The 25358-nt window shown below is 71.5% G+C and carries 23 protein-coding genes; 16 read left to right on the top strand and 7 right to left on the bottom strand.

Annotation, left to right across the window (positions count from 1 at the left end; translation table 11 throughout):
• Window positions 1-100 precede the first annotated feature (100 nt).
• From BLR04_RS23120 to BLR04_RS42420, 9 genes are all read left to right on the top strand, one after another.
• The gene (locus BLR04_RS23120) at window positions 101-1138 is read left to right on the top strand and encodes an SIS domain-containing protein (RefSeq protein WP_090768927.1); all 1038 of its coding nucleotides are present in this window, start codon (window positions 101-103) and stop codon (window positions 1136-1138) included.
• Window positions 1135-2037, top strand: a complete 903-nt coding sequence (locus tag BLR04_RS23115) for an N-acetylglucosamine kinase (protein WP_090768925.1) — start codon at window positions 1135-1137, stop codon at window positions 2035-2037. The genes BLR04_RS23120 and BLR04_RS23115 overlap by 4 nt, the downstream gene beginning before the upstream one ends.
• A 14-nt stretch (window positions 2038-2051) precedes the next feature.
• The gene (locus BLR04_RS23110) at window positions 2052-2966 is read left to right on the top strand and encodes an alcohol dehydrogenase catalytic domain-containing protein (protein ID WP_176903245.1); all 915 of its coding nucleotides are present in this window, start codon (window positions 2052-2054) and stop codon (window positions 2964-2966) included.
• Between the two features lie 144 nt (window positions 2967-3110).
• Entirely contained in the window at window positions 3111-4322 is a 1212-nt protein-coding gene (locus tag BLR04_RS23105) for a cytochrome P450 (RefSeq protein ID WP_090769093.1), read from the top strand.
• Complete coding sequence (locus tag BLR04_RS23100; RefSeq protein ID WP_218129120.1) at window positions 4319-4930, top strand: acyl-CoA-like ligand-binding transcription factor; 612 nt, start codon at window positions 4319-4321, stop codon at window positions 4928-4930. The genes BLR04_RS23105 and BLR04_RS23100 overlap by 4 nt, the downstream gene beginning before the upstream one ends.
• A gap of 102 nt (window positions 4931-5032) precedes the next feature.
• Window positions 5033-6325 carry a DUF2252 domain-containing protein gene (locus BLR04_RS23095; RefSeq protein ID WP_218129119.1) on the top strand — a complete coding sequence of 431 codons (1293 nt, stop codon included), beginning with the start codon at window positions 5033-5035 and terminating at the stop codon, window positions 6323-6325.
• Between the two features lie 239 nt (window positions 6326-6564).
• Window positions 6565-7191 (top strand): hypothetical protein, encoded by a 627-nt coding sequence (locus tag BLR04_RS40815; RefSeq protein WP_176903244.1) that lies wholly within the window; start codon window positions 6565-6567, stop codon window positions 7189-7191.
• A 39-nt stretch (window positions 7192-7230) separates the two neighbouring features.
• Window positions 7231-11529 carry a cation-translocating P-type ATPase gene (locus BLR04_RS23085; protein WP_090768916.1) on the top strand — a complete coding sequence of 1433 codons (4299 nt, stop codon included), beginning with the start codon at window positions 7231-7233 and terminating at the stop codon, window positions 11527-11529.
• Window positions 11530-11629: 100 nt separating this feature from the next.
• Window positions 11630-11755, top strand: a complete 126-nt coding sequence (locus tag BLR04_RS42420; RefSeq protein ID WP_281191606.1) for a hypothetical protein — start codon at window positions 11630-11632, stop codon at window positions 11753-11755.
• Window positions 11756-11882: 127 nt separating this feature from the next.
• Here BLR04_RS42420 and BLR04_RS23080 read toward each other — a convergent pair whose 3' ends face one another.
• The 4 genes from BLR04_RS23080 to BLR04_RS23060 form a co-directional block, all read right to left on the bottom strand.
• On the bottom strand, window positions 11883-12530 hold the full coding sequence (locus tag BLR04_RS23080; protein ID WP_090768914.1) for a TetR/AcrR family transcriptional regulator: 648 nt from the start codon (window positions 12528-12530) through the stop codon (window positions 11883-11885).
• A gap of 83 nt (window positions 12531-12613) precedes the next feature.
• Window positions 12614-14230: a DUF885 domain-containing protein gene (locus BLR04_RS23075; protein WP_090768912.1), complete on the bottom strand. Its 1617-nt coding sequence runs from the start codon at window positions 14228-14230 to the stop codon at window positions 12614-12616.
• Between the two features lie 318 nt (window positions 14231-14548).
• The gene (locus BLR04_RS23065; protein ID WP_245740425.1) at window positions 14549-15601 is read right to left on the bottom strand and encodes a TerC family protein; all 1053 of its coding nucleotides are present in this window, start codon (window positions 15599-15601) and stop codon (window positions 14549-14551) included.
• Window positions 15602-15826: 225 nt separating this feature from the next.
• The gene (locus BLR04_RS23060) at window positions 15827-16282 is read right to left on the bottom strand and encodes a pyridoxamine 5'-phosphate oxidase family protein (RefSeq protein ID WP_090768908.1); all 456 of its coding nucleotides are present in this window, start codon (window positions 16280-16282) and stop codon (window positions 15827-15829) included.
• A gap of 118 nt (window positions 16283-16400) precedes the next feature.
• Between BLR04_RS23060 and BLR04_RS23055 the strand changes: the two genes are divergently transcribed.
• Both BLR04_RS23055 and BLR04_RS23050 read left to right on the top strand, forming a co-directional pair.
• A complete protein-coding gene (locus BLR04_RS23055; protein ID WP_090768906.1) occupies window positions 16401-16982 on the top strand; it encodes a YdeI/OmpD-associated family protein in 582 nt (193 codons plus the stop codon).
• A gap of 25 nt (window positions 16983-17007) precedes the next feature.
• Complete coding sequence (locus BLR04_RS23050; RefSeq protein ID WP_090768905.1) at window positions 17008-17907, top strand: hypothetical protein; 900 nt, start codon at window positions 17008-17010, stop codon at window positions 17905-17907.
• A 60-nt stretch (window positions 17908-17967) separates the two neighbouring features.
• Here BLR04_RS23050 and BLR04_RS23045 read toward each other — a convergent pair whose 3' ends face one another.
• On the bottom strand, window positions 17968-18414 hold the full coding sequence (locus BLR04_RS23045; protein ID WP_245740424.1) for a QcrA and Rieske domain-containing protein: 447 nt from the start codon (window positions 18412-18414) through the stop codon (window positions 17968-17970).
• Window positions 18415-18728: 314 nt separating this feature from the next.
• Window positions 18729-19298: an NADPH-dependent FMN reductase gene (locus BLR04_RS23040; RefSeq protein ID WP_143022153.1), complete on the bottom strand. Its 570-nt coding sequence runs from the start codon at window positions 19296-19298 to the stop codon at window positions 18729-18731.
• A 110-nt stretch (window positions 19299-19408) separates the two neighbouring features.
• On the opposite strand from BLR04_RS23040, the gene BLR04_RS23035 reads away from it, so the two are divergent.
• The 5 genes from BLR04_RS23035 to BLR04_RS23010 all read left to right on the top strand — a co-directional run bounded on the left by BLR04_RS23035 (window position 19409) and on the right by BLR04_RS23010 (window position 24435).
• On the top strand, window positions 19409-19915 hold the full coding sequence (locus BLR04_RS23035) for a MarR family winged helix-turn-helix transcriptional regulator (protein ID WP_218129117.1): 507 nt from the start codon (window positions 19409-19411) through the stop codon (window positions 19913-19915).
• A gap of 40 nt (window positions 19916-19955) precedes the next feature.
• Window positions 19956-20219, top strand: a complete 264-nt coding sequence (locus tag BLR04_RS23030) for a CopG family transcriptional regulator (protein ID WP_090769085.1) — start codon at window positions 19956-19958, stop codon at window positions 20217-20219.
• Entirely contained in the window at window positions 20216-20641 is a 426-nt protein-coding gene (locus BLR04_RS23025; protein ID WP_090768903.1) for a hypothetical protein, read from the top strand. The genes BLR04_RS23030 and BLR04_RS23025 overlap by 4 nt, the downstream gene beginning before the upstream one ends.
• 733 nt (window positions 20642-21374) lie before the next feature.
• On the top strand, window positions 21375-21773 hold the full coding sequence (locus BLR04_RS23020) for a hypothetical protein (RefSeq protein WP_176903243.1): 399 nt from the start codon (window positions 21375-21377) through the stop codon (window positions 21771-21773).
• 565 nt (window positions 21774-22338) lie between these two features.
• The gene (locus tag BLR04_RS23010) at window positions 22339-24435 is read left to right on the top strand and encodes a Xaa-Pro dipeptidyl-peptidase (RefSeq protein WP_090768898.1); all 2097 of its coding nucleotides are present in this window, start codon (window positions 22339-22341) and stop codon (window positions 24433-24435) included.
• A gap of 58 nt (window positions 24436-24493) precedes the next feature.
• Here BLR04_RS23010 and BLR04_RS23005 read toward each other — a convergent pair whose 3' ends face one another.
• Window positions 24494-25327, bottom strand: coding sequence for a sugar phosphate isomerase/epimerase family protein (locus BLR04_RS23005; RefSeq protein ID WP_090768896.1), 834 nt, complete (start codon window positions 25325-25327; stop codon window positions 24494-24496).
• Between the last annotated feature and the right edge of the window lie 31 nt (window positions 25328-25358).

Here is a 25358-nt window from a genome sequence, read left to right as displayed (position 1 = left end):
GATGAATCCCCACAACCCGGCTCCTTTATGGCCTTACGTGGTATGGTGTGGTCTTATTAATGATATTTCTGGTATCTCCCCTCGAGAGGAAACCAACGACATGACCGGGGTGCGAATCCCCTTCCTGGCAGGACGGGCGGGCCAGCCGGCGGCCCTGGAGCGGATCGCGGCCCGGGTCGCGGCCCAGCTCCCCGCACTCGCCGCAGCGGACGGCGCGCTCGCCGGGGTGAAGCGGCCGGTCTTCGTCGGCATCGGGGCCAGCTACGCGGCTCTCACCCTGCCGGTCCAGCTGCTGGCAGAAGGCGGCGTCCTCGCCCGCCGCGAACTGGCCGGAGAACTCGGCGACGGCCTCTCGCTGACGGGAGCCGACCTGGTGCTCGCCGTCTCCCAGTCCGGGCGCAGCCCGGAGACCATCGACTCGCTCTCCCTGCTGCCTGGCGCGCACCGCGCGGCGCTGGTGAACGTCGTTCCCTCGCTGCTCAGCAGGGCCGCCGACCACTGCGTCGACCTCGGGAACGAGCCCGACAGCTACGCCTCCACCATCGGCTACACCGGCACGCTGGTCGCGCTCACCATGGTGGCCAGGACGCTGCTCGGCACGCCCGCGGCCGAGGTCGCCGAGGAGTGGTCCGGGATCGGCGCCGCCCTGGAGCGGCACGAGGAGGCGCTCGCCCCGGTGGTGGACGAGGTCGCCCGCCGCGCCGCCCGCGCGGTGGCCGCCGACGTCGTCTCCTCAGGCGTCTTCCGCGCCGTCTCCGAGTCCGGCGCCCTGCTGCTGCGCGAGGTGTGCCGGGTGCCCGCCTCCGCGCTGGTCACCCGCAACTACCTGCACGGCGAGATGGAGTCGGCCGGCGACACCCTGCACGTCGTCATCGGCGACGGCCGCGAGCTGGAGCTGGCCACGACCCTCGCCGCGGCCGGCCACCACACCCTCTGCGTCACCTCGGCAGACTTCGCGCCCGCCGAGCACCTGCACGTGGTGCCGCTCCCGGCCGAGGCCCCCCTCCCGGTGCGGGTCGTCCTCGCCACCGCCGTGCTGCAGCGCCTGGCGGCCGCGCTGGCCGAGGCGCGCGGCGTGGACATCGAGGACTTCGTCTTCCACAACAGCGACACGAAGGTGGAGGAACCCGTCGGATGAGCCGGGTCGTGGTGGGCGTCGACGCCGGCGGCACGAAGACGCGGATGCGCCTGCTCGACCTGGCCGCCGGTGAGATCGCCGCCGACCGCACGGTGCCGAGCACCGGCTGGCAGACCCGGTCGCTGCCCGCCGCCGCCTCGTGGCTGGCCGAACGGGTGGGGGCGCTGCCACGTCCTGGCGACGAGGTGGTGCGGGTCGTCACCGGGGCGCACGGGTGCGAGACACCCGAACAGTGCGACCGGCTCGGACGCGAGCTGGAGGCGGCCCTGGGCGTGCCCGCCACCGTGGTCAACGACGCCCAGCTGCTCGTACCCGCGGCGGGCCTGCCCGGCGGGATCGGCGTGGTCGCCGGCACCGGTTCGATCGCCGTGGGCCGCCACCGCGAGACCGGCGCCCACCTGTCGGCGGGCGGTTGGGGCTGGGTGCTCGGCGACGAGGGCTCCGGCTCGGCGCTCGTCCGCGACGCGGCCCGCGCGGTGCTCGCCCGCGCCGACGAGGGCGAGCCGCTCGACGCGCTCGGCAGCGCCCTGCTGCGCTCGTACGGCGTGCCCGGCCTGCCCGAGCTGGCCGCCGCGATGAGCTGGGACGGCGGGGTCGAGACGTGGGCCGCGCACGCGCCCGCCGTGTTCGATGCCGCGGACGAGGGCTCCGCCACGGCCCGCGAGGTCGTCCAGCGGGGCGGTGCGGCGCTGGCCCATCTGGTGGCGGCGCTGGCCAGGCGGGGCGCCGACACCCGTGCCGTGGTCGCGGCGGGCGGCGTGATCGTGGGCCGTCCTGCGCTGTTCACGGCGTTCGAGAGCGAACTAATGGCGCTGTTGCCCGGGGTGACGGCGACGCTGCTGCGCGAGCCGCCGGTCGCGGGCGCCGTCGAACTGGCCCGCCGCCTGGCGGTCCGGTGAATCGAGGAGGATGCGTGCGGTACGCACAGGTGGTGGCACCGGGTCGTTCGGAGATCGTCGAGGTCGCCGACACCCCGCCCGGCCCCGGTGAGGTAAGGGTACGGACCCTGGCCTCCGGGATCTGCTCCTCGGAGGAGTCGGCCTGGGCCCGCCACCAGGGACCCCCGACCCGCCTGGGACACGAGCTGACCGGCGTCATCGAGGCGCTCGGTGCGGGCGTGTACGGCTGGTCGCCCGGCGACCGGGTGACCGGCTTCGCCTCCCCCGCCTTCGCCGACGCGGTGCACGTCCCCGCCGCGGCGCTGCTGCCGGTGCCGGCGAACGTGCCGGACGCGGCGGCCCTCGGCGAGCCGCTGGCCTGCGTCGTCGAGGCGCTGTCGCGCTGTCCGCTCGCCCCCGGGCAGCGGGTGGCCGTGGTCGGGCTCGGTTTCATGGGCCTCATCGCGGTGCAGGTGGCGGCCGGGCACGCACCCGCCCGGCTGGTCGGGGTCGACCCGCTGCCGCACGTACGCGACCTCGCGCCGGCCCTGGGCGCCGACGAGGTGTGCACGCCGGAGGAGGCGGCCGGGCTCGCGTCCGGCTTCGACGTGGTCGTGGAGTTCACCGGCAGGGCCGCCGGCCTGAAGCTGGCGGGCGACCTGGTGACGCGGCACGGCACGCTCTGCGTGGCCGGCTACCACCACGACGGCCCTCGTGAGCTGGACATCGAGCTGTGGTATCGCGGGGTGACGATCGTCAACGGGTTCAGCGGCGAGCGCCGGCGGACCATGGCGGCGCTGCGCGAGGGCCTGCGGCTGATGGCCGACCGCCGCCTCACCCTCGAACCTCTGATCACCCACACCGTGCCCCTCGACGAGGTCGACCGCGGCTTCGGGTATTTCGCCGACCGGCCGCCGGGCTTCGTCAAGTGCGTCGTCACGGCCGGCTGAGCCACGAACGTGCACGTTGTGCATGAATGCACGACATGCACGTTCTACAGTGGTCGGCGACAGGCTTCCCGTGGAGAGGATGTGCCGATGACGAGCTCCGGTGACGAGAACGCGACCGTGCCGGCCGACGAGTCGCCCACCGCGATGCGCCGGCTGCTGCCGGCCGACCTGGTCGAGCGCGACGGGTGCCCCTTCGACCCGCCGCCCGGCCTGCGGCAGCGGCGCGGCCAGGGGGCGGTGCAGCCGCTGACGCTGCACAACGGCGCCTCGACCTGGATGGTCACCGGCCTGGACGAGGCCCGCGCCGTCCTCAGCGACCCCCGCTTCAGCTCCGACCGGGTACGCCACCCCGACGCCACCCACCAGCAAGCGGCCGGGCAGCCCGCGCCCCCGCCCGGGGGCCGTACCGATGGCATGTTCATCTTTATGGACCCGCCCGAGCACACGCGGCTGCGGCGGCTGCTCACCGGGCAGTTCACCGTCCGGCGGATGCGGGCGCTGGAGTCGCACATCCGCGACATCGCGGTCGAGCACATCGAGGCGATGCGGGCCGCCGGCACCGAGGCCGACCTCGTGCCCGCGTACGCGCTGCCGATCCCCTCGCTGGTGATCTGCGAGATGCTCGGCGTCGACTACGCCGACCGCGCGCGGTTCCAGCGGAACACCGCCATCGCGCTCGACTCCACCAGCGGCGACGACGAGCGGGCCCGCGCGGGCCTCGAACTGTACGGCTTCATCCAGGAGCTGGTGGCGGCCAAGCGGGCCGAGCCGGCCGACGACATGCTGTCCGGGCTCATCCACGACGCCGACCCGCCGCTGACCGACGCGCAGCTGGTCGACATGGCGCTCGTGCTGCTCGGCGCCGGCCACGAGACCACCGCCAACATGCTGGGCCTCGGCACGTTCGCGCTGCTGGAGCACCCCGACCAGCTCGGCGCGCTGCGGGCCGACCCGGCCCTCCTCGACAACGCGATCGAGGAGCTGCTGCGCTACCTGTCCATCATCCAGATGGGCGTCACCCGGGTCGCCACCGAGGACGTCAAGGTGGGCGACGTCGAGATCGCCGCCGGCGCCACCGTGATCATCGCGACGCCCGAGGCCAACCGCGACCCCCGCCACTGGAACGACCCCGACCGGCTTGACGTGCTCCGGCCCCGCACCTCCCACCTGGCCTTCGGGCATGGCGTCCACCAGTGCCTGGGCCAGCAGCTCGCCCGGGTGGAGATGCGGGTCGGCCTCGGCGAGCTGCTGACCCGGATGCCTGGCCTGCGCCTCGCCGTTCCAGCGGAGCAAGTGCCGCTGCGCAACGAGATGCTCGTCTTCGGGGTGCACTCGCTCCCCGTCACATGGGCATGACCGGCCGCCGCGAACGCAGGAAGCTCGCCACCCGGACCGCCGTCCGGGAGGCGGCGCTGCGCCTCGCCCTGCGCCACGGCGTCGAGAACGTCACCGTCGAGCAGATCGCTGCCGAGGCCGACATCGCGCTGCGGACGTTCTTCAACTACTTCCCCGGCAAGGAGGAAGCGCTGGTAGCCGCCGCCGCGGCCGGGGCCGAGGCGCTCATCGCCGAGTTCCGGGCCAGGCCCGCGACAGAGTCGGTGCTGGGAGCCCTGCGCGAGGCGGTGCTCGCCGTCGCCGATCGCGGTGACGCCACCGGCCGCGACTACGTCAGGGCGCTGCAGCTCGTCCGCAGGTCGCCGTCGCTCGTGCCGCATCAGCTCGCCGTGCTGGCCGCGCAGGAACGCGCGCTCGCCGAGGCGGTCGCCGAACGCGTCGGGCCGGGCACGGCCGGCGGGATCTATCCGGCGCTGTGCGCGGCGACGGCGCTCACGGCGCTGCGCGTGGTCATGGACCGGTGGCTCGAACGCGCGACCGACCCGGAGCAGCCGCCGCCCGTGGACGTCCTGCGGGAGGACGTCGACCAGGCGATCGCCGTCCTGGCCGGAGGGCTGGACCGGCCGTGAGGCGCGCGGGCGCTTCGCTGGACCGGCCGTGAGGCGCGCGGGCGTTCCACTGGGCGGGACGCAGGGGAGGCGGGAGGGACGCCCGGCGTTATAAGGGAAGTCGTGGATCGATCGCAGCACATCCTCGACGTGTTCGTGACGGAGTTCGGCCCGTCGATAGCCCGCGACCCGGCGGCGTTCCGGCGCAAGTTCCGCAAGATGGCCGCGTCGCCCTTCGCGTTCTACCGCGGCAGCGCGTGCCTGTTCTACGCCGACCTGACCGGCGGGTTCGCCGACGACGCCTACCTGGACAAGCCGACGAGCCGGGTGTGGATCCACGGCGACCTGCACGCCGAGAACTTCGGCACGTACATGAACGCCTCCGGCGAGCTGGTTTTCAACGTCAACGACTTCGACGAGGCGTACGTCGGCCCGTACATATGGGACCTCAAGCGGCTGGCGGCCAGCCTGGCGCTGATCGGTTACGCCAAGGCCCTGTCGGACGACGCCATCAGCGCGCTGGTGCGCCGCTTCGCCGAGGCGTACCTGTCGGAGCTGCACGCGATCGTGCACGGCGGCGACGACGCGATCGGCTCGCTCACGCTGGCGACCACCAGCGGCGTGCTGCACCACGTGCTCCAGCGGGCGCGGCTGAACACCCGGGTCGCGCTGCTCGACCTGGAGACGACGATCGAGAACTACGACCGCCGGTTCGGCGTGATGGAGGGCCGCGTCGCGGTCGGCGAGGCCGTGCGCCGCCGGGTGGAGGCGGCCTTCGCCGACTACCTCACCACGTTGCCGCAGATCCCCGGGATCGCGCTGGAGATCAAGGACGTCGCGCTGCGCACGGGCGTGGGCATCGGCTCGGCCGGGCTGCCGTCGTACAACCTGCTGCTGGAGGGCCACACACAGGCGCTGGAGAACGACGTCATCCTGTACATGAAGCAGGCGCAGACGCCCGCGGTGGCGCGGCACATCGACGACGAGCGGGTGCGGTCGTACTTCCGCCACCAGGGCCATCGCACGGCGGAGTCGCAGCGGGCGCTGCAGGCGTACGCCGACCCGTGGCTCGGTCACACCGAGCTGGACGGCGTGGGCCAGCTGGTCGCCGAGGTCTCCCCGTATTCGGCGGACCTCGACTGGGACGACGTCAACGAGCCGGAGGAGTTCGCCGGCGTCGTACGGCACCTCGGGGTCGCGGTGGCGCGCATGCACTCGGTCGCCGACGACGAGTCGGCCCACGACCTGGTCGACTTCTCCACCGAGGACGCGATCTTCGGGGTCATCGGCGACGACCACGATGGTTTCATCCGGGTTCTGGTGGACTTCGCGCACGTCTACGGCGTCCGCGCACGCGCCGACCACCAGCTCTTCGTCGACCTGTTCCGCAACGAACGCCTGATCCCGGGTCTGTGAGGCCCGGCCGTACCCGCTGACTCGCCGGAAAAGGCCGGAAAAATCACGCGGAAGCGCCGGCAATCGGTGAATGGCCGACCCAAATTCCGTGCCCGGAAAAGGTCAAGACCCACGAGCCGCGCGGGCGGGCGAATTGACCGTACAGGATGGGCAAAATCGCCAAATATCTGGTGTCCGGAATAAGACGCACAGTCGCGGGATAGGAGCATATGGAGTTTCCTCACCTAGGAGGAGGGGTCATGGCCGACACCCAGGCAACCGAGCGTGGGTCCGCCACGTCCAACGGCAAGGTGCCCAAGCGGTACACCCTTGACATGCCGATGCTGAGCATCGAGGTCCGCAAGCCGGACGTCTCGCTGCCGCATGTCTCGATGCCGCACATCCCGAAGCCGAACATCCCGATGCCGCACGTCAGCAAGCAGGAACTCGGTCACTACGTCGATGTCGCCCGTACGGTGCTTCCACCGCCGGAGCGCATCGCCTACTACGGCGCTCTCGGTGCGATGGCGGCGCTCGGGGCCATCGACTGGCCGGTCGCGGCCGCCATCGGCGTGGGAATGATGATCGCGCAGCGCCGCCGCCAGGCGGCCAAGGCGCGTGACGGGCAGCGTGAGACGGGCGCGCAGCGTGAGACGGGCGCGCAGGCCCAGAAGGAGACGCCCGCCGGGCGCGCGGCGCCCCGTACGCCTGCGCAGAAGGAACAGAAGGTGACGCCCACGCCCGCCAAGAAGGAGGAGGCGGCGAAGAAGCGCACGACGGCCACCAGGCAGCGAGCCGGCGCCAAGGCCGAGGACATCGGCCGCAGAGCCACCGGCGCCAGGGTCACCGCGACCGCCGGGCGCCGCAAGAACGCCTCCGGCAAGTAGCCGACACCGACCACCGCCATAGACAGGAGCGCGAGAGGTATGGCGCTGTTCGGCCTGTTCTCCGCAGACACGCTGCTTGACATGCTTCCCGATCCTGTTCGGAGCGTCCTGCCGCGCTCGCGCCGGATCACGCCGTGCCCCGGTGGGTACCGCATCGAGTTGCGCAACATCGGCGGCCCTCTCACCGAGGAGACCGCCCGCGCTCTCGAGGAGCGGCTCCGGGCGTCCGGCGTGGTCCGCGCGGAGGTGAACGGGGCGCTCCGCAGCGTGTTCGTGGGTTGCGACGAGACGTCCGACCTCGACAAGCTCCTGTCCATCGTGGACGACTCCGACGCGGAGGGCGCCCCCTTCGGCTCTGCCCGCGTGCTCGACGGCGCGGAGCAGCAGGCACGGGCCGCGATGAGCCTCGGCCTGCACCTCGCGGGCGCGGGGCTGGCCGCGACCGGGTGGCTGGCGCGGTTCCCCAGCGTGCCCGTCGCCGTGCCCGGCTTCGTCACGCTCGCCGAACACACCCCCTGGGTCCGTACGGAGCTGGAACGACGCCTCGGCAAGCCCGCGATGGACGCGATCCTGCTGACGACCAGGATCGCCTCCCAGACCCTGGCCATGCGCCCCCAAGCGCTGCTGGTCGACGCGGTCGCGGCGGCCGGCCGCTATCTGGAGGCGCGCACCCGGAGGCGGACATGGCAGCGGCGGGAGAAGGAGTTCGCCGCCGCGGAGGGCGCGTACCGGCACATCACGGCGGGCGAGCCCGCGCGGCCGCTCCCCCTGCCGCGCGGGCCCGTGGAGCGCTACGCCGACGCGGCGAGCGCCACGACGCTGGCCGCGCACGGGGTCACGGCGGTCGTCGGCCGCGACTACCAGCGAGGCCTGTCCGTGCTGATCAGCGGCACCCCCAAGGCCGCGGGGTTCGGCAGGGAGGCCTACACCAGCGCCGTCGCGCGCCGGCTGGCCGCGCGCGGCGCCGTGGTCCTCGACCGCGAGGCCCTGCACCGGATGGACCGCATCGACACGGTCGTCCTCGACGCCGCCGTGCTCACCACGGACGCCTGGACCATCGACGGCGTCATCCACCTCTCCCCCGACCTGAACTCGGACGAGCTGCACGCCCACCTGTACGGGCTCGTCGACCTCACCGACCCCTCGGCGGAGCGCGAACGGGAGGGGTGGAGCGTCCGTCCGCGCGCGGAGGTGCCCGAGGAGTGGCGGGAGCAGGACCTACAGGTGGTCGAGGTGGCGCACGACGGCACCCCCGTCGCCGTGGTCGGGCTGGCCAGGGAGCTGAATCCGCTCGCCGAGGCGCTGGTCAGCGCTCCCGGAGGGGCGTGCGAGGTGATCGTCGCCGGCGGCGAACCCAGCCTGGCCCGCCGCCTCGGCGTGGAGCGGGTCGAGGTCGGCGAGGCGGGGCCGGCCGTGGTGGTGCGGGAGCTGCAGGCCGAGGGGCACGGCGTCGCCCTGGTGTCGAAGGACGCGCGGCGCGCCCTGCGGGACGCCGACCTCGGCATCGGCGTGCTCGACGAGATGCGGCAGCTGCCGTGGGACGCCGACGTGGTGTGCGAGCTCGACGAGGTGCACCAGGTGCTGCGCTACCTGGCGGCGGCCAGGAAGGTGAGCAGGCGAACCGTCCGTACGGCGGCCGCGGGTGGGGTGGCGGGGGTCGGCGTGGCGTTCCTCGGCCCGGCCACGACGTCGGTCAGGCGTTCGGCGATCGCGCGCGACTGCACGGCGCTGGCCGCCTTCGCGGTGGGCGAATGGTCGGCCAGGGCGGTGAGCCGGCAGCCCGCGCCGGTGCGCGCCGACCATACGCCCTGGCACGCCATGGCGGGCCAGGACGTGCTGGACCGGCTCGGCACCACGTCGCACGGGCTGACCGAGGAGGAGGCCGAGCACCGCAGGACCTCCCGTCCCGCCGCCAAGGGCCCGCAGTCCCTGTTGGGCGCGGCGCTGATCGAGCTGATCAACCCGATGACCCCGCTCCTCGCCGGCGGGGCGGGACTGTCGGCCGCGTTCGGCTCTGTGCTCGACGCGGGGCTCATCAGCGGCGTGGCCGTGACGGGCGCGCTGCTCGGCGGCGCGCAGCGGCGGGGCGCCGACCACGCGCTGCACCGCCTCACCCGGACCACCGCCGTCACCGCGCGGCTGCGCCGCCCCGGCGGCTCCCTGATCACCGACGCCGACACCCTGGTGCCCGGCGACGTGATCGAGCTCCGGGCGGGCGACGCCGTACCGGCCGACGGGCGGCTGCTCCTCGCGGCCGGGCTGGAGATCGACGAGTCCACCCTCACCGGCGAGTCACAGCTCGTCGGCAAGACCGCAGAACCCACCGCCGCGCCCGCCGTCGCGGACCGCGCGTCGATGGTCTACGAGGGGACGACCGTCGCGGCCGGGCACGGTCTCGCGGTGGTCGTGGCCACGGGCGAGGCGACCGTGGCGGGCAGGACCGCGAGGCTGAGCGAGGCGGAGGCGCCGCCGAGCGGGGTGGAGCTGCGGCTGCGCGCCCTGAGCCACAAGATCCTGCCGACCGCGCTGGGCTCCGGCGTGGTGCTGCTGCTGGTCGAGCTGCTGCGCGGGGCGCCGGCGGCCCAGGCGCTCGCCCCCGCGGTGAGCATGATGGTGGCGGCCGTGCCCGAGGGGCTGCCGTTCGTCGCCACCGTGGCGGAGCTCGCCTCGGCCAAGCGGCTGTCCACCCGCAACACGCTGGTGCGCAACCCGTCCACCATCGAGGCCCTCGGCCGGGTGGACGTGCTCTGCTTCGACAAGACGGGCACCCTCACCGAGGGACACATCAGCCTGCGCCGGGTCTCCGACGGCCGGATCGAGCAGGACGTGGAGGACGCCTCGCCCGAGCTGCGCGCGATCGTCGGCGCGGCGCTGCGCGCGGGCCCGAAGTTCGGCGGCGGGCGCGCCATCCCGCATCCCACGGACCGCGCCGTCGTGGACGGCGCCGAGCGGATCGGGATCACCCCCGAGGACGGCCTGCGGACGTGGCAGCGCGTGGACGAGCTGCCCTTCGAACCGGCTCGCGGCTACCACGCCGTCCTCGGCCGGACCGAGTCGGGGCAGGTGCTGAGCGTCAAGGGCGCCCCCGAGGTGGTGATCGCCCGCTCCACCAACATGCTCGTCGACCAGCGCGAGGTGCCGCTGGACGAGAGCGCCAGGCGTGAGCTGATGCAGGAGATGGAGCGGCTGGCGCTGCAGGGCTACCGCGTGCTCGCCGTGGCCGAGCGGCCCGCCTCCAGCCGCGCCGACCTCGACGAGTCGCGCATCCAGAACCTGTGCTTCCGGGGGTTCGTCGGGCTCGCCGACCCGGTGCGCCCGACCGCCAAGCGCAGCGTGGAGCAGCTCGTACGGGCGGGCGTGCGGGTGGTCATGCTCACCGGCGACCATCCCAGCACGGCCGAGGCCATCGCGGCGGAGATCGGCGCGCTGAACGGCCTGCGCGTGATGACCGGCCCCGAGCTGGACGCCCTCGACGACGACGCCCTGACCAAGGAGCTGGAGTCGGTCGCGGTGTTCGCCCGCACGACGCCCGAGCACAAGGCGCGGATCGTCACCTGCTTCCGCGACGCCGGCAAGGTCGTGGCCGTCACCGGCGACGGCGCCAACGACGTGCCGGCCATCCGGCTCGCCGACGTGGGCATCGCCCTCGGGACGAACGCCGCCCCGGCCACCAGGGCCGCCGCCGACATCGTCATGGCCGACGACCGCATCGAGACGATCATCGACGCGATCGTCGAGGGCCGGGGCATGTGGGCCTCTGTGCGCGACGCCCTCGGCATCCTGCTCGGGGGCAACATCGGCGAGATCGCCTTCACGCTCGGGTCGAGCCTGCTGACCGGCCGCAGCGCGCTCAACACCCGCCAGCTGCTGCTGGTCAACCTGCTCACCGACATGCTGCCCGCCATGGCGGTGGCCGTGCGGCCGCCTGGCGCGTCCAGCCCCGAGCGCCTGCTGTCGGAGGGCCCTGAGGCGTCGCTGGGCTCGGCCCTCACCCGGGACATCTACCTGCGCGCCGTCATCACGGCGGCCGCCGCCACCGCGTCGTGGCTCATGGCCCGGGTGACCGGCACGCGGACGCGGGCCGACACGGTCGGGCTCATCGGGCTGGTGTCGGCGCAGCTCCTGCAGACTCTCGCGCTCGGGACGCGCGACAAGATGGTGGTGCTTGCCGCGGTCTCGTCACTGGCCGCGCTGGGCGTCATCGTCTCCGTCCCTGGGCTCAGCCAGCTCTTCGGCTGCAGCCCGACAGGCCCGATCGGCTGGGGCATCGGCCTCGGCTGCGCGGTCGCGGCGACCCTCGTGGCCATGCTGATCGAACGGCGTGCCATCACCGGATAGTCATCGAGGGTTCACCGAATCGATGCAGACTTTGATACCATATTGACATCTATGTGGTTAAGCATGCCTTTAATTGCCGCTATGAGCGTTAGGTAGACAGATGTCCGAGTTCCTCGCCTCGGTGCTTGCCAAGGCCGCCCTCATGCTTCTGGAGGCTCTGCTCGTGCGGATCGTCCAGAGCCTCGCCTCGTCGATCATCCGCCCGGCGGGAGTCCAGTTCGCCTGACCGCCCCTCAGGGCGCTTCTCCGGATTCGCACGTCCCGGCTTCTCCCGCCGCACGATCACCTTTCCCGCCTCACCCCAGGGTCACCCCGCGGGTTCCGCATGCCCAGGTCACGGCGGGTTCCCCTTCTCAGGCGGCCGGGCGGCGGACGCCGTCCAGCAGGACGCTCACCAGTTCGTCGGGGGTCAGCTCCGCGCCCTGAACCCTCGACCGGGTGAACAGCATGCCGAGGAAGATCGCGGCGATCTTCCTCGGTTCGAGGCGGAGCGCCTCACGGTCGGGTTCGACCAGTTGGGTCACCGCGGCGACGACGGCCTCCATCGAAGCCTCCCTGCCGTTCACCGCCGGCCTGCCCGTGGCGGGACGGCCGGCGGCGGCCCCGGGTGCCGGATCGGTGTCGCGGGTGCGGGCGTGGTGGTGGCCCGAGGCGTACAGGGCGCCGGCCACCGTGCCCATCCGGTCGAGGTGCGCGCGCAGGGCCTCGCCCGCCTGGACGAGCCGGGCGGCCAGGGGTTCGTCGAGCGCGATCGAGTCGAGTTCGCGCAGGACGTGATCGGGGTTCATGGCCTCGGCCATGCACGCCCGCAGCACTTCGTCCTTGTCGGCGAAGACCCGGAAGATCGTGCCTTCGCCGATGCCGGCCGCGCGGGCGATCTGGCTGGTGGTGACCGCGGCTCCGTGCTCGGCCACCAGCGGGAGCGCGGCGGCCACGATCATGGCCCTGCGCTGCTCGGTGCTCATCGCCGGCGCTCGCCGGCGGGGGGTGGTTTCCGTCATGACTTCACATTACGGAGTGAGCGCTCACTCCGTCAACGGAACAATCACCACGGGCCGCCGGCCTTCAGACGCTAACAGCCCAGTCAGCCCACGCCCTCCAGGGCCTCCGCCAGGCCGCCCAACCCGATCGGGCCGAGGGCGAGGGCGGCGGTGTGCCAGCGCTTGAGGTCGAAGCCCGGCTGCCTGGCCGCCGCCTGGCGGGCCTCCAGCCACGCGCGTTCGCCGAGCTTGTACGAGATCGCCTGCGCCGGCCAGCCGAAGTAGCGCACCACCTCGGGATGCACCCGCGAGGAGTTGGCCCGCCCGCGCTCGCTCAGCACCTCGCACGCCTTCTCGAACGTCCACCGCGACCCGTCCGGCAGCGGCAGGTCCAGGTGGACACCGATGTCGATGACGACGCGGGCCGCCCGCATCGCCGACGCGGCCAGCATGCCCAGCCGGGTGCCGGGCTCGGAGAACCAGCCGAGCTCGTCGCCGAGCCGTTCGGCGTAGAGCGCCCAGCCCTCGCTGTGGCCGCTCACCCCCACGGTCTTCGCGAACCGCGACAAGGCGTCCGGCGCGGCGGTCTTCTCGGCGCCCCGCTGCAGGTGATGGCCGGGCACGCCCTCGTGGAAGACCGTCGTCAGCTCACGCCAGGTCGCGAACCGCTCCCGCCCCTGCAACGGCCACCACGTACGGCCAGGCCGCGTGAAGTCCTCGCTCGGCGACGTGTAGTAGGGGGCGCCGGACGCCGACCCGTAGGCGATGACCACGTCGACGGACCGGAGCGGTTCCGCGATGTCGAAGTGCGTGCCGTGCAGTTCTGCGATGGCCCGGTCGTGCCGTTCCCGCAGCCACGCGTGGTAGGCGTCCACCCCGTCCACGCTGTGGGTCTCGTCGAGGTAGGCGCTCACCTCCTGCCAGGTCGCGCCCGGGCGGATGCGGTCGATCTCGGCGGCCATCTCGGCCTCGATCCGTTCCAGCTCGGCCCAGCCCCACGCGTACGCCTCGGCGGGGTCGAGGTCGTAGCCGAGGGTCTGCCGGGCCGCCACCGCGTAGCGCTCGGCGCCGACCCCGTCCTGCTCCACCGCGCGGGGCGCGTAGTCGGTACGCAGGTAGCGGGCCGTCTCGGCGTAGGCGGCGTGGGCGGTCTTGGCCGCCTCGGCGAGTTCCCCCGCCAGCCGTCCGTCGCCGTACGAGGTCACCAGCTTGTCGTGGATCCCGGCGAAGCGGTCGGCCTGGGCGGCGAGCTCCAGCACCTGCCGGCGCGCCACGACGAGGCCCTTCGACGCGCCGAGCTCCAGGCTCGTCCGCCAGCTCGCCAGCATCTCCGGCACGGCCGCGAGGCGGGCGGCGATGTTCCGCCACTGGTCGTCGTCGCCGCGCGGCAGCAGGTCGACGCTGTCGCGGATGGAGGTGACCAGCCCGAACTGGGCGCGCAGCATGCGCAGGGGCCCGCCGCTCGCGTGCCAGGCCGCCTCGGCCTCCAGCCGCTCGCGCAGGTGGGCGGCGGCGTGCCGGTCGGCCTCGGACGTCACCGGCAGCCCGTCCAGCGCGGCGAGAGTGCCGCGGACGAGGTCGGCGCGGGCGGCGTGGCCGTCGGGGCCGTAGTCGGTCGCCGGGGCGAAGCTGCCGGCGATGCCCCTGGCTCCCGCACCGACCGGATCGAGGACGGCTAACTTCCGGACATACTCATCGCAAAGCGCAAAAATCGGCGTCATCCGGCCACAGTATCCAACGGCGATCTCGTCACCCGGAGAAGTCGCCGTACGTCGGCTTTCCCGCCGGCTCGTAGACGCTGAGCACGCAGCCACTCCCGGTGCTCCTCGACTCGATCAGGCGCAGTGCCGTCGGCACGCGCCCCGGCCAGTAGGCCGCGAAGATCTTGTACGTCCTGCGCCCGAGGAGGAACGCGTCCGCCTGCTCGAACCACTGGTTCGTGAAGCTGTGGAGCCGGGGGTTCGTCCAAGCGAGGTCCCGCCTCCGGCCCGGGCCGTCTGTGACCCCAGCCCGGCCCGGAGGCGGAGCAACGCGACGCGTCAGTGCGGCGCGTTGCCGGCTTCCTCGGCCTGCGCGGCGGGCGCGGCAGCGGCCGCGCCGCCGCCCGCCCGCTCGTCACGCCGGGTCTTCAGCAGGCTCGCCACCGTGGTGATGCCGAGCACCGACACGATGACGCCGAGCGAGAGCCAGTTGTTGATCTCGGGAACCCACGTCACGTGCTCGCCGCCGTTGATGAACGGCAGCTCGTTCTCGTGCAGGGCGTGCAGCACCAGCTTCACCCCGATGAAGCCGAGGATGACCGCCAGCCCGTACGACAGGTAGACGAGCTTCTCGACCAGCCCGCCGAGCAGGAAGTAGAGCTGGCGCAGGCCCATGAGCGCGAACGCGTTGGCCGCGAACACCAGGAACGCGTCCTGCGTGATGCCGAAGATCGCCGGGATGGAGTCGACCGCGAAGACCAGGTCGGCCCCGCCGATGGCGACGATGACGATGAACATCGGGGTCAGCCAGCGGCGACCGTCGCGTTTGATGGTCAGCTGCGACCCGTGGTACTCGTCGGTCACCGGGAACATGCGGCGGACCAGCCGGACGACTCCGCCGTTGGGGTCGTACTCGTCGTCCTCCGACTGGTTGAACGCGAATTTCCAGGCGGTGTAGATGAGAATCGCGCCGAACAGCCAGAAGATCCAGCTGAAGTTCTGGACGGCCTGCGCGCCCACGCCGATGAACACGCCGCGCATGACGAGGGCGAGCACGATGCCGATGAGCAGCACCCGGTGCTGGTGAATCGCGGGGACCGCGAAATTCGCCATGATCATCATGAAGATGAACAGGTTGTCGACGCTCAGCGAGTATTCAGTGATGTAACCGGTCGCGAATCCGGCCGCGTGCTCGCTGCCGCCGAAGATCCAGACACCGACGCCGAAGAGCACGGCGCACCCGACATAGAAGGCCACCCACCTGGTCGCTTCCCGCACAGTGATCCTGTGCGGATTCCTGTTCACCACGATGAGGTCGAGCAGGACGAGTGCGGTCAAGGTGGCGAGGGCGACGGCCCAGACCCAGGCGGGCACGGACATAGGTGGGGGCATGATGCTCCTCCGACTCGGCGTTTGTACGTCTGTCGGAGGTCTTCTCCGCCCGCGCTCTCAGTCGGACCGACCGCGCCGGGCCCCGGATGGCCGGGTGCCGTATTGACGACGTGGCCGCGAAGGAGTACTCCCCTCCATTAAATTCTGTCGCCATCGTACATACGAGGTACCCCAGTCGGTAGAGGGGGTTTTGTTACGGGCTTCCGAAACGCCGCGCGTTACACGTCACTGCCGTTCGACTTTGCGGAGCCCGTGCGTGGGCGTCCACCATTCGACGACCAGCATCGTGGCCGCCTCGTCGAGGTGGGTGTGCACGACCTCGGCGATGTCGGCGACGAAGCGGTCGCCGTCGGGGCCGTCGGTGATCCGTCCGGCGGCGATCGCCCGGCCGGAGATCTTCGCCTCGCCCGGCCACTGCCCCTCGGCGCCCTCGACCGGGTCGACCGTGGCGCTGTGCAGGGCGAACCGGGGATCACGACGCAGGTCGGCGCCTTTGCGGGCGTTCGGCATCGAGCCGAAGAGGAGCTCGCCGCCCTCGAACGCCGCCTCGATGCCCGAGATACGTGGCGAACCGTCGGCGCGCAGGGTGGCCATCGTCTTGTGCCTGCGCGCGTCGAACAGCGCGCGCACGCGCCGCGCGAAATCCGGAACCGCCTCTTCGACCTCACGCCACGCCGTCATACGCCGATGATGGCACTGATCGGTACGGCTCCGGAGGCGGTTGACGCACGACAGGCCCTGTTCCCGTGGGACAGAATGGTCGAAGCCGCCGGTGCCCCCCGAAGGGATTCTTCCCGTCATGACGGACAAGCAGGACCTGCCCATCATCGCTTTCGCGTCCCGGGCCGCGTTCGAGAAGTGGCTCGACGCCGAGCACGAGGTGTCGCCGGGGCTCTGGTTGAAGATCGCGAAGAAGGAGTCAGGCATCGCGTCCGTCACCTACTCCGAGGCGGTCGACGTGGCGCTGTGCTTCGGCTGGATCGACGGGCAGAAGGCCAAGTTGGACGACGACCACTGGCTGCAGCGCTTCACCCCGCGCACGCCCAGGAGCAAGTGGTCGAAGGTGAACCGCGGCCGGGTCGAGGCGCTCGTCGCCGCCGGTGCGATGCGCCCCGCCGGCCTGGCCCGGGTCGAGGAGGCGAAGGCCGACGGCAGGTGGGACGCGGCCTACGCCTCACAGCGGACCGCGACCGTACCGGATGATCTTCAGGCGGCGCTGGACGCCGACCCGGCTGCGGCCGAGTTCTTCGCCACGCTCGACAGCGCCAACCGGTACGCCATCCTCTACCGCGTCGGCGACGCCAAGCGGCCCGCGACGCGGGCGGCGCGGATCGAGAAGTACGTCACGATGCTGCGGGAACACCAGAAGATCCACCCATGAGCCGTGGGGGTGCCAGGTGAATCACTTGACCGATGACGACCCCACGCCCGCCCTCCTGTTCGACGGGCCGACAGTGACCGTGTCCGAGTCCGGGCGTTCGGTGACCCTGACACCGAACCGGCTCTACCTCTACCGCGACGAAGAGCAGGAACCGGCGGTCGAGGGCGTCGCCTTGCTGGACGCCGACGGCCTGGTCATGCTCGACTTCCCGAGCAGCTGGGACGACGTCGAGCTGCGCGAGCCGGCCGCGTCCGGCACGATCCCGCTGGAGGACGTCAGGAAACGGCCCGGCCCCCAGGTGCGCGCGGTGCTCGCCGGCCGCGCCCCCGGCTGGCGGCGCGTGTCCGACCGGCCGTCCCGTCGTCTCACCGGCCGGCGCAAGGCGATCGTCGTCTGCGCGGCGATCCTGGGCGCGGCCGTCATGGCGTATTTGCTCTCGTCCGGGTTGTGGTTCGCCTGGCGTGGCCTGAGCGTGTTCGGGCGCATCATCCTGGACGTCATCGACGTCAAATGGCTCGCCGTGGCCTTCAGCCCGGCGCTCCTGGTCGTCCGTCCCGTCGCCGGCTGGATCCGCCGCCGCAAGGCCGGGAAAGGCGCGATCCTCATGTCGGCCGGAGGTCCGTACCTGACCGTCGACCACGCGGAGTACCTCCTCGTGCACCACGGCGACGTCGTCGTCGCGCGCCTCCGTACGGGGCCGTCCCGCAGGCAGGCCTTCAGCCTTCTCCTCTACCGGTACGAAAGCCTCACCGGCCTGTTCGTCCTCGACATGGACGGCCGTGCCCTCCACCACATTCCGGGCCGCTGGTCGGCGGAGAACGCGAACCGCTTCGCCGAACGCCACGACCTGCTCCTGTCGGTGCACCGGATCGACCGCTCGGAGTACCTCGACCTGGTCAGATCCGTCCAGGACGCGTCCCCGTGACGCCCCCGGCCCGCGTTCCCGAGCGGGTCAGGGGCTTCGGCAGGCGCTCGCCCATGGCGTTCAGGCGAGCGAGATCGTGTCGCCCTCGACCTTGATCTGCACCTCGGGCAGCGGCTTGGTGGCCGGGCCGCCCATGACGGTGCCGTCGAGGTTGAACATGCTGCCGTGGCACGGGCAGTTGATCATGCCGGACTCGACGCTGTCGACGGTGCAGCCCTGGTGGGTGCAGGTGGCGCTGAAGGCGCGGAACTGGCCCGCCGCGGGCTGGACCACGACGACCTTCTGGTCCGCGAAGATCTTCCCGCCGCCCTCGGGGATGTCGGAGGTCTTCGCGAGGCCCGCGCCGCCGCCGGCGGCCGGGGCGTCACCCGCGGGCGAGCTCGGCGCCTGGGACGCGGGCGCGGCCGCGCCGGCGTTCGGCTGGCCGTACCCGGAGCAGGCGGCGAGGACGGCCATCAGGCCCACGCCTCCCACGCCCATCATGACGGCGCGGCGCGAGGCGTCCACCGTCTCCCTCCGGTCGTCCGCCGCGACTCGCGCCGGGCATCCCTGACCTGAATTCGTGCACATATCGGTGGCCCTTCCCAGGTTCGTGCCTATCCGCTGGTCCCGGCTCCGTGCCGTACGACCTGCGAGCATCTCGGACAGTCTCTTCGGGCTCCGTCCTGACCCCGGACGGCGGCGTCTTGAGCGAAGCCCGTGACGAGCCTGCCGGAGGCCGACCGACCGGACCATGCACTTTTCCACACACCAGGAAATCGGCCTCCACCTGCGACGGCGCACGCGGGAAGGAGCCCCTGCGGGGCCCCTCCCCCGGCATGTCAGACGGCGGCCTTGGCCTCGCGGATCGGCTTGAGCGCGTCCGACCACAGGACGAGCTCGTCCAGCATCGCGCCGACCGCGGGCTCCTGGTGCGCGCCCGGGGTGAAGTGCGTCATCTCGGCGAAGTCGTGGAACAGCGAGAGCTCCACCTGGGGACGCACGGTGGCGACGGCGCAGTTGGCGAGGATGAGGCGCAGGTGCTCGACCGCGCGCACGCCACCGGAGGCGCCGTAGCCGACGAAGGCGGCGGCCTTGTGGTTCCACTCGGCGAAGAGGTAGTCGATCGCGTTCTTCAGCGCGCCGCCCGGCGCGTGGTTGTACTCCGGGGTCACGAAGACGAACCCGTCGTAGGACGCGATCTTCTCAGCCCACACGTGGGAGTGCGGCCGGCTGTAGCGGCCCATCATCGGGGGGAACGGCTCGTCCATGTGGGGCAGGGCGAAGTCGGCGATGTCGACGATCTCGTACTGCGCGTCACCGCGCTTGGCCGCGATGTCGTGCACCCACCGGGCGACTGCCTCGCCCTTGCGCCCAGGGCGCGTGCTGCCGATGATGATGGCGATCTTCATGATCGAAAGACCTCTCGAAAAGACAAAGCGCCAGGTCAGACCCTGTCGCTGATGCATCAACAAAAATAGGACCACTTTGCTGTCACGTCAACATCAGCTAGGATGGCCGGGTGACGGAGACCCGGTGGCTGGACAGTCGGGAAAATCGCACCTGGCTCGCCTACAACGACATGTCCCGTCACCTCAACCAGGCCCTGGAACGCCAGTTCGCCTCGGCGGGCCTGTCCAGCTCCGACTTCGAGCTGCTGACCGTGCTCTCCAGAGCCCCCGACCAGCGCCTGCGCGCCCGCGACCTCGGCCGGCTGGTCCGCTGGGACCGCAGCCGCATCTCCCACCAGCTCCGGCGCATGGAGCAGCGGGGGCTCGTCCAACGCAAGGACTGCGCCGACGACGCCCGCGGCGTGACCGTCCACCTCACCGACGAGGGACGCGAGGCACTGGAGGCGGTCCAGCCCGGCCACATCGACGCCGTCCGCCGCCTCTTCCTCGACCAGCTCACCCCTGACGAGATGGACGCGCTGACCACGATCGCCAACCGCGTCATGTCCCGCATCGCCGAGGACCCCTTCGGCCCCGGCACCTCCATCTACATCGCCACCATCCACCCCGACAGCTGACGCTGGTACGGAGTCTGATACCTGAAGCATGGTCTTCGGTATGGCGACGAAGAAGATAACGGTGACGATCCCCGAGGAGCTTCTCGACGAGATCCGTACCGAGGCGGCAGAGCGGGGTCTGTCGGCTTACGTCGCCGAGGCGTTGCGCTTCAAGCGTGACCGCGACCGGTTGGTGGAGATGGTCGACTGGCTGGAGGAAGAGTACGGCCCGGTCGCCGAGGACGAGCGCGCGGCGGCAAGGGAAGAACTGGACGAACTCGACGCCGAACACAAACGCCGCCGAACCGCAGGAGAGGCTGCGTGAACAAGCGAAGCGGTGCGCGCGGGACGACGCCGCTGCGGATCTTCGTCCTTGACCGCGAGGCCCTGTCCCTGGCCGTACGGGGCGACCGGAAGATGATCGCCTGGCTCGACCTCGCCGCCCGGGGTCAGGCGGAGGTCGTGACGTCCCCGATGACGGTGGTCGAGGCCCACGACGGCAGGACCACCGAGCAGCGCTGGGACTGGGTGCTCTCCCGGCTCGACGTCGCCGACATCGGCAAGGACGAGGCCCGCGAGGCCCGCCGCCTCCTGGCCGACGCCCAACTGCACGGCCACAAGCACGCGGTCGACGCCGTACTCGCCGTCATCGCCCGCCGGCAGAAGGGCCAGGTCACCATCTTCACCTCAGACGTGGACGACCTCGAAAAGCTCGTCCCGGATACCATCGTCATCAAGAAGGTATGACCTCGTACGGGAGCCCGATGACGTCGCTTCTGCTGTTTGCAGCGTTGTTCGCGATTGCCGTCGTTCTGGCCAAGAACGCATGTCGCCGAGCCTCTGCGCGGACTCGAACAGATGACTGATGGCGGCGCCGTGGCCTGATATGGCAGGGTGATCGGCGATATGCGTGGTTGCCATGGGAACTCACACTGCCGATTTGCACGGTGACAAGCACCGCGGCTCCGCCGTCGGCCATTCGCGAAGCGGTGCGTTAGAGCCGTCGGAGGTCGGGTGCGTCGCCGTCGGTGAGGTTGACGGCAGGAAGGTGGCCGTGTCGGGTGGGTCCGAAAGCACCGTGCGGGTGTGGGACCTCGCCACCCGAGAGCAGGTCGGAGACCCATGGGTCGGACGCGAGCGCGGCATCGCCTTCCGGGGAATGTCCATACGGCGGCTCGGCGTGGGACGCCTGCATCTCGGTCACCGCGCAATCGGCTGATGATTCACCCTCCCCTCGTAGAACACCGGAGTAGAGGGTCACGAAGACGCTGAAGCCGCCGCCAGATGGATCACCCAGTCCCGCAAGCGTATTTGTGGTGAAATATGACGAATGGAGCGGGCGAGGCAGTTGGTCGGCGAGATGTTGGTCTACTGTTTCGCCATTGTCCTGATCACCGGCGCGTATTTGACCTTCTTCTACAATCCCGACGGTGGAACGGCCCCGTATTCCGGGAGCTACACGCCGCTGCACGGGGTGGAGATGAGTGGCGCGTACGAGTCCGTCCTGCGGCTGAGCATGGAGTCGCCCAGCGGCCTGCTCGCCCGCCAGACGCACTACCGGTTCTCGACCTTGTTGGTGATCGGCGCCGTCATCTGGGCACTGCTGGGCCTCTTCCGGTACCTCCCCGCGCTGCTCGGCCTCGGCCTCGCGCTGCTCAGCGGCCTGGCCGGGTTCGGCGCCGTGGACGACCTGCTGTCCGGGACCGTCCTCGGCAGGATCCCCGTCCTCGTCTGGTACGTCCTGCACCTGCTGACCTCGCTGACCATGGCCGCCGTCCTGGTGATCTCGGCGCGCCAGGAGGCCGCCCGCCGCCCGAGGACGCCGGAGTTCGTGGTGCTGACCCTCGCCCTCACCGCGCTGGTGTTCTTCTGGCGCTGACCCGGTTCCGGTGTCGTCAGGTCAGAGCTTCTGTACGAACTTGACCTGGTGGCCGTCCGGATCGCGGACCCACGCGTAGTGGAGCCGCCCGTCAGGTGAGACGCGTGGTGTGCGACGAGACCACCGTGTGGCCCGACGGCTTCGCCATCTCCCTTGTCACGCCGGCACGGGCACGGTCGGTCCAGCCTGTCCGGCCGAGGACCTACGGCGAGTTCGCGGTCCGGTCGGCGGCCGCCGAGAACGCCTCGCTCCCGATGCCTCGCGAGAGGGTCGAGCAGGGTGAGGCCGACCGTTCTGACGGACCACAGCGACAGTAGCGTCCTCGCGGTGAGCCCAGGCCCACGCCATCGCCGCCCTGGACTGACGGTTCTCTACGGGAGTCGAAGGGAGGGCGTGCGAGTTTCGTCAGGTGTCGGGTGATACGGGTCGGGGTGGGCGGTTACGGTCGGCTCACCAGGCGGAGCATCGGTCCGGTGGGCAGCGTGAGCGCGGTGTCGTGTCGCGCCCCCTCGATGCCGTCGGGACCGCTCCGTCAGCCAAAGCGCTGACCACGAGGTGATCCACGATGACACGAAGAGCGCCGCGAATCCTCACTCTGCCGGTTCTGGGGGCCTTGATCACGGCCACCGGGTTCGCCGGGCCGGCCGCCGCCGACCCGCTGCCACAACCGGTCTTCGTCGACGGGCAGGCACAGGTGGTGCCGGAATTCGCCGATCAAAGCACCTGGATACGGGAGCGGTTATGGGTCGAGACCGAGTTCGACTCCGACGGCGACGGCCGGCGTGACCGCATGCACGTGGACGTGACCAGGCCGGGGCCGACCGCCGACGGGCTGAAGGTGCCGGTCGTCTACGAGACCAGTCCGTACTATGCCGGAACGGCCTCGACCGAGCGGCAGTACTTCTGGAACATGAACGTCGAGGTCGGCGCGGAGCCTCCGCCCCGCACCTCGCCGCCGCCCATCACGCACCGGCCCGACCGTACGTCCGTGTCGACCAGCGAGGTCGGTACGTGGGTGCCACGCGGTTTCGCCGTCGTGCACTCGGACTCGCCGGGCACCGGTCTGTCCCAGGGGTGTCCGACGGTGGGCGGCGCCAACGAGTCGCTGGCGCCGAAGGCGGTCGTCGACTGGCTGAACGGCCGGGCGAAGGGGTACACGAGCGCCGTCGGCGGTGAGCCGGTGTCCGCGACCGACTGGTCCACCGGCAAGGTCGGGATGACCGGTACGTCGTACAACGGGACGCTTCCGCTCGCGGCCGCGACCACCGGGGTCAAGGGGCTGGAGGCGATCATCCCGATCGCGCCGAACACCTCGTACTACCACTACTACCGATCGAACGGGCTGGTGCGGAACCCGGGCGGCTGGCCCGGCGAGGACATCGACTACCTCTTCGACTACATCAGCAGCGGCTACCCGGAGACCCGCGACTACTGCGCCCAGCACGTACGGGTCGACGAGATGAACCGGCACCAGGACCGGGCCACCGGCGACTACAACGACTTCTGGGCGGGGCGGGACCTGCTCAACCAGGTGCGCGGGGTGCGGGCCGCGACCCTCATGGCGCACGCCTTCAACGACTGGAACGTGGTGCCCGAGCACAGCGTCCGGATCACCGAGGCGTTGAAGAAGCAGGGCACGCCGGTGCAGCAGTACTTCCACCAGGGCGGGCACGGCGGCGCGCCGCCGCTGGACATGCGCAACCGGTGGTTCACCCGCTACCTGTACGGCGTCCGCAACGGCGTCGAGAACGACCCGAAGGCCTTCATCGTCCGCAACGAGACGGGGACGAGCGAGCTCACGCCGTACGCCGACTACCCGAACCCGGAGGCTGAGCCGGTCACCATGAACCCGCTGAGCGGCGGCGGGCTGAGCTCACTGGCCCGGCCGGGCAGCGGTACCGAGCAGTTCGTGGACGCCGGAGCGCTGGCCTGCAACGCGAGCACCCTGGCCACCCAGGAGTCGGAGAACCGGCTGCTGTACGTCAGCCCTGAGCTGAGCGCGCCCGTGCACATCTCGGGCACCACGCGGGTGAAGATCCGGCTGGCCGCGAGCAAGCCGGCGGCGAACCTGTCGATCGCACTGGTGAAGCTGCCGTGGACGGGCGGCGCGGGCTGCGAGTCCAGCACCCGCGGCTCGACGACCAGCGTCATCACCCGGGGCTGGGCCGACCCGCAGAACAGCCGCTCGCTGCGGCACGGCGAGCCGCTCGAGCCGGGCAGGTTCGTCGAGCTGACCGTGCCGTTGCAGCCGGACGACCAGGTCATCCCGGCGGGGTCGCGGATCGGGCTGATGATCTTCTCGACCGACCACGAGTTCACCCTGCACCCCGAGCCGGGCACCGTCCTCACCGTCGACCTGGCCAGGACGTCGGTCGAGCTGCCCGTCGTCGGTGGGCCGCTTGCCATGCCGATCTGCGCCGAGCCGGACACCGGGCCGACGGTCGTGGTCGGCGGGATCGACAGCGGCGTGCCGAACCGGTCGCTGACCGGCACCTGCACGGTCAACGACCACATCCTCGACACGGAGGAGTGGCCGAACCACGGCCAGTTCGTCCGGCACGTGACCGAGGTCGCCGACCAGCTCGTCAAGGCGGACGTGATCAGCCCCCGCGACCGGGCCGACCTCGTCCGCGCGGCCGCCCGTTCGAAGGTCGGCAAGTAACTCCGGACGCCCGGTGCCGCCGTCGGTTCCGGCGGCGGCACCGGCTGCCCGTTTCGGGTCAGAGGGTGCGGAGGTAGGCGAGTCCGTCCGCGGCCAGTGCGTCCTGGCTTTCCGCGAGGGGACGCCAGATGGAGGCCGCGGTGGCGATGCTCTGGTTGTGCGCGGTGAACGACTCGATGACGAGCGGCCCTGCGTAGCCGACGTCCCGCAGGGCTTCCGTGAAGCCGGGCCAGTCGAAGCGGTCGGCCCCCGGCGTGCCGCGATCGGTGCCGCACACCTGCACGTGCGCGATGCGATCCGCCGCGAGCCGCACCGCCTGGACGGGGTCCTTCTCCTCGATGTTCATGTGGTAGACGTCGAGTGCCAGGTGGCAGTCCTCGGGCAGCGCGTCGAGCGCCTGCTCGACCGTGTTGACGAGGCTGGTCTCATACCGGTTGAGCGGCTCGACCGCGAGCTTCACCCCGCGCTCGCCCGCATGGTCGAGTACGGGTCGCAGATGCTCACGCAACTCGGCGTAGACGCCCCGGCGTTCGTCCGGGGACAGGCGCCACGTACGGCCGACCGAGGCGTACGCCGGCCCCCCGACCACCGGGGAGCCGACGGTCACCGCCACGTCGACGCAGTGCCGCAGATAGTCCTGGGTCTCGCGGACGGTCTCCTGGAAGGCGGCCACGAGTTCGCGTCCCGGCGGCATGACCAGCACCACGGACGCGGCCAGCCCGTGCTCGGCCAGCACCGCCGCGGCCTTGTCCGGGTTCCAGTCGCCGGGCCGTTCGACGGGCAGCTCGACGACGTCGAACCCCCACCGGGCGATGCGCGGCGCGAGCCGCACCAGGTCGTCGTCGGTCAGCGGGGAGACCCAGACCCAGGTGTTCACTCCGATGGAGAACATTGGCACCCCTCTTCTTCGCCGGCTCGCCGAG

This window comes from Nonomuraea maritima (assembly GCF_900100395.1).
Classification (GTDB): domain Bacteria; phylum Actinomycetota; class Actinomycetes; order Streptosporangiales; family Streptosporangiaceae; genus Nonomuraea; species Nonomuraea maritima.
Note: the sequence above shows the minus strand (reverse complement) of the source record. Positions and strands in the feature narration are given on the sequence as shown.